Origin of the sequence: Streptomyces megasporus (assembly GCF_000718985.1) — a bacterium.
Taxonomy (GTDB): Bacteria; Actinomycetota; Actinomycetes; order Streptomycetales; family Streptomycetaceae; genus Streptomyces; species Streptomyces megasporus.
Genome location: NZ_JODL01000007.1, coordinates 139,325 through 152,344 on the forward strand (window position 1 = coordinate 139,325; position 13,020 = coordinate 152,344).

Annotated in this window: 13 protein-coding genes and 1 pseudogene; 10 read left to right on the forward strand and 4 right to left on the reverse strand. The window is 70.2% G+C overall.

What is annotated here, in order from left to right:
• Positions 1-615 precede the first annotated feature (615 nt).
• Genes IF47_RS0109305 through mnhG form a run of 6 tightly spaced genes read left to right on the forward strand, consistent with a single transcriptional unit; the run spans position 616 to position 7,026 of the window.
• A complete protein-coding gene (locus IF47_RS0109305; protein ID WP_078591675.1) occupies positions 616-3,570 on the forward strand; it encodes a Na+/H+ antiporter subunit A in 2,955 nt (984 codons plus the stop codon).
• Positions 3,567-4,079, forward strand: coding sequence for a Na(+)/H(+) antiporter subunit C (locus IF47_RS0109310; RefSeq protein ID WP_031507988.1), 513 nt, complete (start codon positions 3,567-3,569; stop codon positions 4,077-4,079). Before IF47_RS0109305 ends, IF47_RS0109310 begins: the two co-directional genes overlap by 4 nt.
• The gene (locus IF47_RS0109315) at positions 4,079-5,764 is read left to right on the forward strand and encodes a Na+/H+ antiporter subunit D (protein WP_037732298.1); all 1,686 of its coding nucleotides are present in this window, start codon (positions 4,079-4,081) and stop codon (positions 5,762-5,764) included. Before IF47_RS0109310 ends, IF47_RS0109315 begins: the two co-directional genes overlap by 1 nt.
• Positions 5,757-6,380: a Na+/H+ antiporter subunit E gene (locus IF47_RS0109320; RefSeq protein ID WP_078591671.1), complete on the forward strand. Its 624-nt coding sequence runs from the start codon at positions 5,757-5,759 to the stop codon at positions 6,378-6,380. The genes IF47_RS0109315 and IF47_RS0109320 overlap by 8 nt, the downstream gene beginning before the upstream one ends.
• On the forward strand, positions 6,377-6,655 hold the full coding sequence (locus IF47_RS0109325) for an MrpF/PhaF family protein (protein WP_031507993.1): 279 nt from the start codon (positions 6,377-6,379) through the stop codon (positions 6,653-6,655). The genes IF47_RS0109320 and IF47_RS0109325 overlap by 4 nt, the downstream gene beginning before the upstream one ends.
• The gene (mnhG, locus tag IF47_RS0109330; protein ID WP_037732277.1) at positions 6,652-7,026 is read left to right on the forward strand and encodes a monovalent cation/H(+) antiporter subunit G; all 375 of its coding nucleotides are present in this window, start codon (positions 6,652-6,654) and stop codon (positions 7,024-7,026) included. Before IF47_RS0109325 ends, mnhG begins: the two co-directional genes overlap by 4 nt.
• A gap of 88 nt (positions 7,027-7,114) precedes the next feature.
• Here the strand turns inward: mnhG and htpG are convergent, their stop codons facing one another.
• The 3 genes and pseudogenes from htpG to IF47_RS31995 form a co-directional block, all read right to left on the reverse strand.
• A complete protein-coding gene (htpG, locus tag IF47_RS0109335) occupies positions 7,115-9,049 on the reverse strand; it encodes a molecular chaperone HtpG (protein ID WP_031507997.1) in 1,935 nt (644 codons plus the stop codon).
• Between the two features lie 200 nt (positions 9,050-9,249).
• On the reverse strand, positions 9,250-9,615 hold the full coding sequence (locus IF47_RS31990) for a hypothetical protein (protein ID WP_051717314.1): 366 nt from the start codon (positions 9,613-9,615) through the stop codon (positions 9,250-9,252).
• A gap of 70 nt (positions 9,616-9,685) precedes the next feature.
• Positions 9,686-9,916 (reverse strand): annotated as a pseudogene (locus tag IF47_RS31995) (rRNA adenine N-6-methyltransferase family protein); the annotation flags it as partial.
• Here IF47_RS31995 and IF47_RS32000 point away from each other — a divergent pair.
• Positions 9,915-10,157 (forward strand): hypothetical protein, encoded by a 243-nt coding sequence (locus IF47_RS32000; RefSeq protein WP_342667249.1) that lies wholly within the window; start codon positions 9,915-9,917, stop codon positions 10,155-10,157. The pseudogene IF47_RS31995 and the gene IF47_RS32000 overlap by 2 nt on opposite strands.
• A gap of 73 nt (positions 10,158-10,230) precedes the next feature.
• On the opposite strand, the gene IF47_RS0109345 is transcribed toward IF47_RS32000, so the two are convergent.
• Entirely contained in the window at positions 10,231-10,434 is a 204-nt protein-coding gene (locus IF47_RS0109345; RefSeq protein WP_031507999.1) for a hypothetical protein, read from the reverse strand.
• 124 nt (positions 10,435-10,558) lie between these two features.
• On the opposite strand from IF47_RS0109345, the gene IF47_RS0109350 reads away from it, so the two are divergent.
• From IF47_RS0109350 to IF47_RS0109360, 3 genes are all read left to right on the forward strand, one after another.
• Positions 10,559-11,386 (forward strand): helix-turn-helix domain-containing protein, encoded by an 828-nt coding sequence (locus IF47_RS0109350; protein WP_031508001.1) that lies wholly within the window; start codon positions 10,559-10,561, stop codon positions 11,384-11,386.
• A complete protein-coding gene (locus IF47_RS0109355; protein ID WP_031508003.1) occupies positions 11,383-11,583 on the forward strand; it encodes a DUF397 domain-containing protein in 201 nt (66 codons plus the stop codon). Before IF47_RS0109350 ends, IF47_RS0109355 begins: the two co-directional genes overlap by 4 nt.
• A 306-nt stretch (positions 11,584-11,889) precedes the next feature.
• Complete coding sequence (locus tag IF47_RS0109360) at positions 11,890-12,675, forward strand: GNAT family N-acetyltransferase (RefSeq protein WP_051717318.1); 786 nt, start codon at positions 11,890-11,892, stop codon at positions 12,673-12,675.
• Positions 12,676-13,020: the final 345 nt, after the last annotated feature.

Here is a 13,020-nt window from a genome sequence, read left to right on the forward strand (position 1 = left end):
AGTACGCGGTCCGGATCGACCCCGGGGTCCCGGCCGCGGCGCTCGGGCCCTCAGCGGGGGCGTTCCGGGGAAACGGCGCACGACACGAACACCCCGACGCGGACCACGGAAATTATGTGGTGTGCGTCACAGATCGACCACGGTGACGCCACAGTCACCACAGAGGCACCACGGGACCGGGACCCTGCTTCACAGACGCCCACCACCCTTCCTTTCTCCCCGTCAAATGCCCACAACTTCCCGCAATTCCCCTCACCATCCACCCGCCGGCGCCTACTCTTCCCGGGGGCGCGAACCACTCTCCGTCACCCTTTCGACCCGTGGAACACCACCCCGCACCCCCCTCGGAGACACCGACGGAATGGATCGGTTCCGGCAGAGCAACCTATAAGGTTGATCGCAAAACCTACTCGTCCCTGTCGGGGCGGCCTTATCTCTTACATGACCACCACGACAGAGAAGTGCGTGACGCATCTTGAGTACTCCCCCCAGAACGGGTAGCGGCCCGCCGGGGCCGGAGCCCCCCGGCCTCCTCCGATCGGCGTCCGCTCCGCACCCGGCACCGGAGGCGCACACCACGCGCACACGTCCACAAGGAGGCCTGCCGCCACAATGATGCTGACGCTGATCATGGCCCACCTGGCGGCGGCAGTGGCGGCTCCCTTGCTGGTCCGATGGTTGGGCCGAAGGGCTTTCTGGCTGCTGGCGCTGGTCCCGGCGGGCTCCCTGCTGTGGGCCCTCACCCAGGCGCGCACCGTCATCGGCGACGGCGCCCCGGTTCAGGAGAACCACCGCTGGATCGACTCCGTCTCGCTGGAGCTGTCCTTCCGGCTGTCCACCCTGTCCTGGACGATGACGGTGATCGTCACCGGGGTGGGCACGCTGGTCCTGATGTTCTGCCGGTACTACTTCCGTCCCGGTGACGACGGCACCTGGCGGTTCGCGGGCGTGCTCACGGCCTTCGCGGGCGCCATGCTGGGTCTGGTCCTCTCGGACGACCTGGTGCTGCTGTACGTCTTCTGGGAACTGACCACCGTCCTGTCGTACCTGCTGATCGGGCACAACCCGGAACGCCGGGCGAACCGTCGGGCGGCGATGCAGGCACTGCTCGTGACCACCGCCGGCGGTCTGGCGATGCTGGTCGGCATCATCATGCTGGGCCAGACGTCGGGAACCTACCGGATCTCCGAGCTGCTCGCCGATCCGCCCACCGGAGGCGCCGTCCCGGTGGCCGTGCTGCTGCTGTTGCTCGGTGCGCTCTCCAAGTCCGCGCTGTTCCCCTTCCACTTCTGGCTGCCGGGCGCCATGGCCGCTCCCACCCCGGTGAGCGCCTATCTGCACGCCGCCGCCATGGTGAAGGCCGGAGTCTATCTGATCGCGCTGTTCGCGCCCGCCTTCGCGGAGGTGGCGCTGTGGCGGCCGGTGCTGTTCGCCCTCGGTGCGGTCACCATGCTGCTGGGCGGGCTGCGGGCGCTGCGGCAGACCGACCTCAAACTGCTGCTCGCCTACGGCACCGTCAGCCAGTTGGGCTTCCTGGTGGTGCTGGTGGGCGCGGGAACCCGCACCGCCGCTCTGGCCGGCGTCGCCATGCTGGTGGCCCACGCCCTGTTCAAAGCGGCCCTCTTCCTGTGCGTGGGCGTGATAGACCGCCACACGGGCACCCGGGAGATCTCCCGGCTCAGCGGACTGCGTCGGGCCGTGCCCGCGCTCTTCGTCGCGGCGGTGCTGGCCGGCGGTTCGATGGCCGGGCTGCCCCCGCTGGCCGCGTTCGTCGCCAAGGAGACCGCCTACGAGGCGTTCACCGGTGGGGACGCCGGAGTCGGCGGGACCTTCCTGGTGGCGATGGTGGTCGCGCTGGTGGTGGGGTCCGCGCTCACCACGGCGTACACCCTGCGCTTCCTGTGGGGCGCCTTCTCCGACAAGCCCGGGGTCGAGCCGCCCCGCGGGAACCGGCCGCCGTCCGGCTTCCTGCTGCCCTCGCTGCTGCTGGCCGGCGCGGGCCTGCTGGTCGGCTTCTCCGGCGGCTTCGAGAGCCGGCTGCTCAGCGGTTACGTGGAGGAGTTCCCGGACAGCGGGCACCACGCGACGCTGGCGCTGTGGCACGGTTTCGGGGTGCCGCTGCTGCTCTCGGTGGTCTCGGTGGCCGGCGGTTTCGCCCTGTTCCTGGCCCGGCGGCGGGTGGAGGCGGTACAGGACCGCTTCGCCCCTCCGCTGGACAGCGAACGCGGCTACCGCCGACTGATGCGCGGACTGGACCGGATGGCGGTCGAGGTCACCGGTGCCACCCAGCGCGGTTCGCTGCCGGTGTACATCGGGGTGATCCTGCTGACGCTGGTGATCGTGCCCGGCCCCGCCCTGCTGGCCACGCGGTACGACTGGTCGCGGACCTACTGGTGGGACACCCCGGCACAGGCGCTGGTCGGCGGGGTGATGATCCTGGCGGCGATCCAGGCCGCCCGCTCCCGGCGCAGGCTCGAGGCGGCCATCCTGGCCGGCGTGGTGGGCTACGGCGTCGCCCTGATGTTCGCCATGCACGGCGCGCCGGACCTGAGCCTGACCCAGATGCTGGTGGAGACCGTCACCCTGGTGATCTTCGTTCTGGTGCTGCGACGGCTCCCGACGCACTTCTCCCCCCGGCCGCTGACCTCCGGGCGGTGGCTGCGGCTGGCGATCGGCCTGCTGGTGGGCACGGTGATGGCGGGGGCGGCGTTCGCGGCCGGCACGGCGCGCACCGCCACCCCGATCTCCGAGGGATTCGCCGAGCCGTCCGTCTCCTACGGAGGCGGTCACAACATCGTCAACGTGACCCTGGTGGACCTGCGGGCCTGGGACACCATGGGAGAGATCTCGGTGCTGGTGGTGGCCGCCACCGGAGTCGCCTCGCTGATCTTCCTGATCACCGGACGCTCCGGTCTGTGGCGATCCGACCTGGACAACTCCCGGCCGGCTCGTCCCGGCACCTCGAGTCGCTCGGGCTGGCTGAGCACCACCCAGAGCCTGGAGCCGGGCCGGCGGTCCATCATCATCGAGGTGGTCACCCGCCTGCTGTTCCACACCATCCTGGTGTTCTCGGTGTACCTGCTGTTCACCGGGCACAACGACCCCGGCGGCGGCTTCGCCGGCGGACTGGTCGCGGGGTTGGCGCTGAGCGTGCGCTACCTGGCCGGCGGGCGGCGGGAGCTCAACGCGGCGGCGCCGGTGGACGCCGGGCTGGTGCTGGGCACCGGCCTGTTCATCGCCACCGGCTCCGGCCTGCTCCCGGTGCTCTTCGGCGCCGACGTGCTCCAGAGCGCCAAGGTGGACCTGGTGCTGCCGCTGCTGGGCGAGGTCCACTTCGTCACCTCGCTCCTCTTCGACGTCGGGGTCTACCTGGTGGTGGTCGGGCTGGTGCTGGACATGCTGCGCAGCCTCGGCGGCGGCATCGACAGCGACATCGTCGACGAGGCCGGCCAGACGGACGACGAGACCGCGAACGAGGAACTCGCCGAGCCGACCGGGAACCCCGTCGGCCGGGAGGAGACCGGTCCCGCGGCGCAGACCGCCGGGCGGGCCGGGGGAGGCACGGCATGACGGACATGAGCGTCAACATCCTGCTCACCGTGGTGGTGGGCGCCCTGTTCGCCTCCGGGGTGTACCTCGTCCTGGAGCGCAGCCTGACCCGCATCCTGGTGGGCGTCCTGCTGATCAGCAACGGCGTCAACGTGCTGTTCCTGGTGGCCTCCGGCCCGGCCGGCCGGTCACCGCTGCTGGGACGCAACGCGCCGGAGGACATCAGCGACCCGCTGCCGCAGGCCCTGGTGCTCACCGCGATCGTGATCACCCTGGGCGTCTCGGCCTTCATGCTCGCCATGGCCTACCGCAGTTGGCAGCTCAACCGGCACGACGACGCGCAGGACGACGTGGAGGACGCGCTGATCCGGCGGCGAGCGGAACGCGACGAGGCTTCGGCCAGCTACGACGACAGTGCCGGCGGCACGCTGGACGAGGAGGGAAGCGACACCTCCGACAACGGCGAGGACAGCGCCGACACCGGCGCCCTCACCGGCAACGGCCCCGACTCCCTCCGGAAAGGCATATGATCACCGCTCTCCTGCCACTGCCCGTCGTCCTACCGCTGTTCGGCGCCGGTCTGGCGTTGGCCATGGGCCGCTCGGCCCGGGCCCAGCGGGTGGTCAGCCTCGTGGTCCTGGGAACGACCACCCTGATCACCGCGGTGTTGGTCGCCCAGGTCCACACCGAGGGGCCCCTGGCCATGCGGGTGGGCGGCTGGCCCGCCGACATCGGCATATCGCTGGTGGCCGACCGGCTGTCCGTCCTGATGCTGCTGGTGTCCACCGTGGTGTCGCTGTGCGTGCTGGTCTACTCCCTGGGCCAGGGAATGATCGAGTACGGCAGCAACACCCCGCTGTCGGTCTACCACCCCACCTACCTGGTGCTGGTGGCGGGCGTCTCCAACGCCTTCCTCTCCGGCGACCTGTTCAACCTCTACGTCGGCTTCGAGATCCTGCTGGTGGCCAGCTACGTGCTGCTCACCCTGGGCGGCACCGGGGCGCGGATCAGGGCCGGCACCGTGTACGTGACGGTCAGCCTGATCTCCTCGGTGATCTTCCTCGCCGCGATCGCCCTGGTCTACGCGGCGACCGGCACCGTGAACATGGCCCAGCTCGGGGGTCGGCTGGCCGAACTGCCCGACGCGGTGGCGCTCGTCCTCCAGCTGATGCTGCTGATCGGCTTCGCCATCAAGGCGGCGGTCTTCCCGCTGTCCGCCTGGCTGCCGGACAGCTACCCCACCGCTCCGGCCCCGGTCACCGCGGTGTTCGCCGGCCTGCTCACCAAGGTGGGCATCTACGCGATCATCCGGCTCCAGACCCTGCTCTTCCCGGACAGCCCGCTCAGCGGCCTGTTGATGTGGACGGCCCTGTTCACCATGATCATCGGGGTGTTGGGCGCGGTGGCCCAGTCGGACATCAAGCGAGTCCTGTCCTTCACCCTGGTCAGCCACATCGGCTACATGGTGTTCGGCATCGCGCTGGGCTCCGAGGCCGGGATGTCGTCCGCGATCTTCTACGTGGCCCACCACATCACCATCCAGACCACCCTGTTCCTGGTGGCCGGCCTCATCGACCGGTTGGGCGGCAGCACCTCGCTGGACCACCTCGGCCGCCTGGCGCAACGGGCGCCGCTGCTGGCCGTCCTGTTCTTCATTCCCGCGATGAACCTGGCCGGCATCCCGCCGTTCTCCGGGTTCCTGGGCAAGCTGGGGCTGCTCCAGGCCGGGGTGGACGACGGGTCCTGGCTGGCGTACGTGCTGGTCGCCGGTGGGGTGGTGGCCAGTCTGCTGACCCTGTACGCGATGGCCAAGGTGTGGAACCGGGCCTTCTGGCAGCCGCCCAACGCGGTCGGAGAGCCCCCCGAGGACCCTGTCGACCCCGTCGTGTCGGAGCCGGTGCCCGTCGCCGCCCGCACAGGAGCCCCCACGGGGGCGACCGCTTCCTCCGCTCTGGAGGGCGGCCGGCCCGAGAGCGCGCCCGGATCGGTCCGCACCCGCACCGACCTGCACGACAAGCCAATGCCCGACACGTTCTCCCTGACCCGCCGGTCCCGGCTGGCCATGACGCTCCCGGCCGCCGTGCTGGTGGTGCTGAGCACCGCGCTCACCGTGGTGGCCGGACCGCTGTTCCACTTCACCGACGAGGCCGCACGCGATCTGCGCGAGCCGTCCTCCTACGTCGAGACCGTTCTGGGGGAGGGCAACCATGAGTGACACCACCGTCGACACCTCCACCGGCACCACGTCCGACGCCCCGACCGACCGGGCCGGGGCGGGGCGGTCGAGGCGCAGGCCGTCGTTCCAGTGGCCCTTCGTCGCCTGGCTGGTGATCGTCTGGGTACTGCTGTGGGGAGACCTCTCCTTCGCCAACGTGCTCTCCGGACTGGCGGTGGCCACCCTGGTCAGCCTGGTGTTCCCGCTGCCGCCGATCGCCTTCGCCGGGCGGGTCCGCCCGCTGCGGCTGGCGTGGCTGGTGCTGCACTTCTGCTACGACCTGGTGGTGGCGAGCTTCGGGGTGGCGGCCCGGGCGCTCAACCCGCGGCACACACCGGTCAACTCGGTCATCACGGTGCGGCTGCGCAGCCGATCCGACCTGTATCTGACCCTGACCGGAGAACTGCTGACGCTGGTCCCGGGCAGCGTGGTGCTGGAAGCGGACCGGAACACCAGGACGCTGCACCTGCACGTCCTCGACGCGAACGACGAGGCGAGCATGGCACGCGCCCGGGAGACGGCGCTCAAGCAGGAGGAGCGAGTGGTCCGGGCGCTGGCCTCGGACACCGAGCTGGCCGCCTTCGAGCGGGCCGTGTCGGAAGGAGGTGTCGCATGACCGTCGTGGTCGTCGTCTCGGTGGTGATGCTCGCCGTGGCCGCCGTACTGGCCATGCTCCGCATGGCCCTGGGCCCCACCGTGCTGGACCGCATCGTCTCCCTGGACGTCATCGCCGCCGTCACCATCGGCGGACTGGCGGCCGAGGCGGTGCTCAACCGGCACCCCGACACCATCCCCATCCTGGTGGTGCTGTCCCTGGTCGGATTCATCGGCTCGACGAGCGTGGCCCGCTTCGGTATGGGGGCCGGGCCTGAACGGGAGGGCGACACATGAGCTGGACCGCCATCGCCGACACCGTCTCCGCGATCACCCTGCTGGCGGGCGTGCTGCTGACCCTGGTCGCGGCCATCGGCCTGGTCCGCTTCCCGGACGTGCTCAGCCGGATGCACGCGGCGACCAAGCCGCAGACGTTGGGCATGCTGCTGATCCTGGTCTCGTTGGGCTTCCGGCTGCGGGACCCGGCGGTGCTCGGGATGCTGATCACGGTGGCCCTGTTGCAGCTCCTGACCGCGCCGGTCTCGGCGCACATGGTGAGCCGCGCCGCCTATCGGCGGGGGTTCGCGCCGCCGGAGACCATCGCGGTGGACGAACTGGCCAAGGCGGAGAGCGAGGAAGTCCGGACGACCGGCGCCGGCCAGGGTTGAGCCCCGGCCGGCCCGACCCGGTGGGCGGGACGGTACGGCCTCCGTACCGTCCCGCCCCCGCCCCCGTACCGCCGCACGGCTCAGACCGTCACAGGGTGCGCTCCAGACGCTCCGCGAGGAGCTTGGTGAAGCGGGCCGGGTCGTCGAGACGGCCGCCTTCCGCCAGGAGCGCCATCCCGTGGACGATCTCGGCCATGGCGGCCGGCTCCGGGTCGGACGCGTCGGCGGCGTGGGCCTTGCGCAGGCCGACGATCAGGGGATGGTCGGGGTTGATCTCCAGGATGCGCTTGCTCTCGGGCATCTCCTGGCCCATGGCGCGGAGCATGTTCCGCAGGCCGGGTGTCACGTCGTCGGCGTCGGAGACGACACACGCCGGCGAGGTGGTGAGCCGGGAGGACAGCCGCACCTCCTTCACCTTGTCGCCGAGCCGTTCGCCCAGCCACGCCAGCAGGTCCGCGTACTCCTGCCGCTGCCGCTCCCGCTCCGCCTCGGCCCGCTCCTTCTCCTCCTCGTCCTCGGTGCCGAGTTCGGCCTCCCCCTTGGCGATGGAGCGCAGCTTCTTCCCCTGGAAGTCGGGCACCGCGTCGACCCACAGCTCGTCGACCGGGTCGGTCAGGACGAGCACCTCCAGGCCCTTGTCCCGGTAGGCCTCCATGTGCGGCGAGTTCTCGACGGCGCTCCGGGACGGGCCCGTCAGGTAGAGGATGTGCTCCTGCCCCTCCTTCATCCGCTCGACGTACTCCCGGAGGGTCGTCGGCTTCTCCGCGTCGTGGGTGGTGGCGAACGAGCAGGCCGCGAGGATCGCGTCGCGGTTCTCGAAGTCGTTCAGCAGCCCCTCCTTGACGACCGGGCCGAACTCCCGCCAGAACGCCGTGTACTTCTCGGGCCGCTTGACCCTCATCTCCTTGATGGTGGCCAGCACCTTCTTCGCCAGCCGCCGGCGCATCATCTGGATGTGGCGGTCCTGCTGGAGGATCTCGCGGGAGATGTTGAGCGACAGGTCCTGGGCGTCGACGACACCCTTGACGAAGCGCAGGTACGGCGGGACCAGCTCCTCGCAGTCCTCCATGATCAGCACGCGCTTCACATAGAGCTGCACGCCTCGCCTGCCCGACGAGAACATCTCGCGTGGCGGCTGCGCGGGGAGGAAAAGCAGCGCCTGGTACTCGAAGGTGCCCTCCGCGTGGATGCGGATGGTCTCCAGCGGATCGGTCCAGTCGTGGCTGATGTGCTTGTACAGCTCGTGGTACTCCTCGTCGGAGACCTCGTTCCTGGGCCGCGCCCACAGGGCCTGCCGGGAGTTGATCGTCTCCGGCGTCTCGCCGTCCTCGGCCCCGTCCCCGTCCTTCTCCTCACCGGTCTTCGCCGTGATCAGCCTGATGGGCCAGGTGATGAAGTCCGAGTAGCGCTTGACGATCTCCTTGATCTTCCAGGGAGAGGTGTAGTCGAAGAGCCGGTTGTCGTTGTCCACCGGCTTGAGCCGCAGGACGACCGACGTGCCCTGGGGCGCGTCGTCCACCGTCTCGATGGTGTACGTGCCCTCGCCGGTGGACGTCCAGCGGGTGCCCGTGGCTTCCCCGGCGCGGCGGGTCAGCAGCGTGACCTCGTCGGCCACCATGAAGGCGGAGTAGAAGCCGACGCCGAACTGCCCGATGAGCCCCTCCGCCGCGTCGGCGTTGCCGGAGCTCTGGGCCTCCTTGAGCTGCTGGACGAACTCCGCGGTGCCGGACTTGGCGATCGTCCCGATGAGCCCCACCACGTCGTCGCGCGACATGCCGATGCCGTTGTCGCGGATCGTCAGCGTGCGGGCGTCCTGGTCCGCCTCGATCTCGATGTGCAGGTCGGAGACATCGACATCCAGCGTGTCGTCGCGCAGCGCCTCGATGCGGAGCTTGTCGAGCGCGTCGGAGGCGTTGGAGACGAGTTCCCGCAGGAACACGTCCTTGTTCGAGTAGATCGAGTGGACCATCATCTGGAGGAGGCGGCTCGCCTCCACCTGGAACTCGAACGTCTCGGCCGTCATGGTCGTGGATTCCCCCACCGGTGTCGTCCGGGTCCGGAAGAGCGGTGCGCCGTCGGGCGACGCGAGCCTTCCGGACGTGCCTTCTCTTTTTCGGTGATGGTATGCGGTGCGAGCGTTCGGCCCGTGCGCACCGGGTACGGGATTCGGCTCCGCCGCCGTGTCGGCGCCCCGTCCGCTCCCAGGCGGACGGGCGGGCCGCGTCACACGGGCCAGGAGTCGGCCGGGTTGTCCGGCCAGGCCGCTGCCCCTCCGGCGTGACGGTGAGTCCGAACCGCTCGTGTTCCGGCCTGCCCCCGCCGCACACCGAACCGTTCCCCGGCGAACTCCTCCTCCGCCGGCGTGGTGGAGGACTCGTCGGCGTCGGCGACACTGCCCGTGACGTAGGCGGAGTGGGCCACGGGCGGCAGGCGCTGGGCTCGCAGCTTCGTGAACTCCACCGGCCCCGTGAAGGCACCCGACGCGCTCTTCCCGTCGCGGGAGACGGTCAGCCGGACCACGGCGTCGCCGTTGCCGTAGTGCGTCCCCCACGGGGCGACGATGCGGCCACCGGGGCAGCTCTGTTCCACCCGGGTGTGGGGGGACGGAGCGCAGGCCGCAGGTGGCGATGATCCGGTCGTAGGGCGCGCCGTCGGGGAAGCCCAGCGCGCCGTCGACGTGGACGACCCGGACGGGCGGGTCGAGGGCGTCCAGCGCTTTGCGCGCGGCGTCCGCCACGGTCTCGTCCACCTCCACCGTCACCACGTTCGCGGTGCCGAGGCGGTGGGCCGGGAGCGCCGCGTTCCAGTCCGTCCCGGTGCCGATCTCCAACACCCGGTCGCCCGGCCGCACTTCCAGATCCCGGAGCGTCCGGAACACCACGGACGGCATGGACGCCGAGGAGGTGGGCACCTGTCCCGGCTCGGTGCCGGTGTGCCGGCCGTCGTCCCACTGGGTGACGATCGGCACGTCGGCGTACCAGATCCAGGCGTCCGGGTCCTCCGCCCTCGACACGGCGACGCTGCGTCCCGCGTCCATGTCGAACGGCCAGTTCAACTCCGGCAGGAACGCCGACCTGGGCACGGCCGCGAAGACGGGTGCCCGGTCCGGGAGAGGATCCCCGCCGCCATGAGGGCGTGCGCTGGCCCGGTGCGGCCGGGGCGTACCTCGCGTGCTTCTTCGCCCGGTGATCCAGGTGCGGGGCCTCACCGGTACCGCTCCCCGCTGTGCCGGTTCGCCGCCCGCACCCCCGCGCTCAACTGCTCCTCGGGAGTGGGCAGACGGGTGTTCTCGGGCAGGCACTCCCACTCCCGGCCGCCTCCGGGCGGGCGGAGGAAGTACCGTCCGCCGCTCTTGCCCATCAGCTCACCGATCTGGTTGCGCCTGGTGTCCATGAGGTACGTCGCCATGCTCGCTCCTGTGCCGTGCGTGGTGGCTTTCTGTATCCACCCACTCACAGAATGCTGCCGCAGCCGTACGCTCAACAGGGTTTCCAGCTCTCCATATGGGGCTGGAGAGAGGGGCATTGCACACATGCGTCGTGGTGGCGGAATCGACCAGCCTTACTCACCACAGGAGTTCTACGGGGCGGAACTTCAGCGGAAACGCGAGAGCAAGGGCCTCACCCAGGCTCAACTCGGTGAGATGGTCGTCATCTCACCGCAGATGATCGCCCACTTCGAGGCCGGGCGGCGGAAACCGCGACCGGAGGACGCCCGCCGGATTGACCAGGCGCTGGGCACGGACGGCTTCTTCGAACGCATGCGCCGCTCGCTGGATGAGGGCCGCTTCGCCGACCACTTCGCGGCTGCCGCCGAGATGGAGAAGCTGGCCAGTGTGATCAAGACATACGGGGCGTTCCTCGTTCCCGGCATCCTCCAGACCGAGGCATACGCGCGGGCGGTCTTCCGTGCGGGCACCCCCGTCTACACACACAAGGATGTAGAGCGGCGGGTGGCCAACCGCATAGAGCGTGCCCGTATCCTTGAGGACCCCAACTCACCGGTCTTGTGGACCCTGTTGGACGAGTCGATTCTCCGGCGTCCCATCGGTGGACGCGACGCGATCGCGGAGCAGTTGGAACACATCGCCAAGCTGGGACGCAGCGGGCGGGTAAGGGTCCACGTACTCCCTTTCTCCGCGGGCGCGCATGCGCTGCTGGAGAGCATGGTCACCCTCATGCGGTTCACCGATGCCCCTCCCGTGGCCTACGTTGAGGGTCTGCGCACCGGGCGCGTCATGGACGACCCGGAGATGGTCGAGTCCTGTCAGTCGGCCTACGATCTCGCTCTGGGCGATGCCTTGTCGTCGGAGGAGTCACTGACCCTGCTGGAGACCGTGTCGGAGGAGTACAAGCGATGATCAACGACCACAGCCTGACGTGGCGCAAGTCCAGCTACAGCGGGGCAAGCAACGGCGACTGCGTCGAGGTCGCCGACGGCTTCCCCGGCGCGGTCCCCGTCCGGGACAGCAAGAACCCCGACGGCCCGGCCCTGGTCTTTCCCGAGCACGCGTGGAGCGCGTTCGTGGAGGAGACAAAGGGACGCACGCGTTCCTGACTCCCGGCCGGTCAAGAACACAGACGGACACCTCGGCCGGGGCAGATGGGTTCGATTCCCACCCGCCCCGGCCGTCGGCGTTCAGCCGTCGTGGCGCGGCCCCTGTCCCGGCGGCAGGTCCAGCACGGTGCCGTATCGCGGCTCGTTCAGTGCTCCGGAAGTACCGGAGCATCGGTCGGGACGGGCAGTTGGCTTGAAAGGGCCTGCGGCGGACCACTGACGGGCATACCCTTGCCCGGTCGGTTCTCCGCTCGTTCGACCGTGTAAGGGGGTTCGGTGACGGGAATCGCGGATTCCGTCGAATCGATGGAACAGCTCACCGTGGTCTGGCGCGCCATGGTGCTCGACCGGGCCCCGGACGCGGACGTGCGGGACCTTCCGGGTATCGCCGTCCGCTGGGCCGACTGCCGGTTCGCCTTCTGGAACTGCGTCACGCTGACCGACGTCGGCACGGACGCGAGGGTTGTCGGGCAACGCCTGGACCAGGCGGCGGACATCATGCGCTCGAAGAGGCACCCGGGCTTCCTGTGGATTTTCGAGGACCTCCTCGACGAGGACGCACGCGCAGCGCTGGAGACAGCGGCCGGGCGAGCGGGCCTCGCGTACGCCTTCCCCGGCACCGGTATGGCCGGGGACCTGCTCCCCATCCCCGAGCCGGCCCACCCCGACCTGACGTTCGTGCGCGTGACCACCGACGAGCATCTGCGGGCCTATGCGGACATCAACTCGCGCGCCTACGGCTTCCCCTTGGAGGACGGCCGGGACGGACTCATGGGCTCCCGTCTGTGGAGGAGTCGGGTGCACGCCTACCTGGGCCTGCGGGACGGCACCCCGGTGACCTGCGCCGCGACGGTGGAAGCGGAGGGCCGTCTCTTCGTCGCGCTTGTCGCCACGGACCCGGCGTGGGCGCGCAGGGGTTACGGCGAAGCGGTAACGCGGAAGGCGCTGTACGAGGGGGCTCGGGCCACCGGGCTGACCCGCGCCACCCTGCACGCGACCGCCGCCGGAGCGCCGGTGTACCCGCGGATCGGCTTCACCCCGAATTCACCGATGCGCTTCTACAGTCTGTCCGCGAGCGGAAGCCCCGCCTGAGTCCGGCCGCCCCTCGACGCAGGGGCTCCACGGTTCCGCCGGAATCGCCTCGAACGGAAGCCCGCAAGCCGGTCCCGACATTGGCCTGCCGACCGCTTGCGGCGAACGGCTCCATGACCGTCCTCGGCGACCTCGCCCAGGCCACCGGCCCCCACCCCCACACCGCTGGGACCGCCTGGGCGCTCTGCTGTCCGACCACGGTGACTGGCGCGTCGCGGAGCTGAACACCACCAGCTACCGTGTGCCGTCCGAGATCATGGCGTTCGTCGCCCCCGCCCTGCCCTGCCCGCGGGCCGTGCGCGAGGCCGGCGAGGACGCCGCCCGGGTCAAGGCGCCGCCGTATCA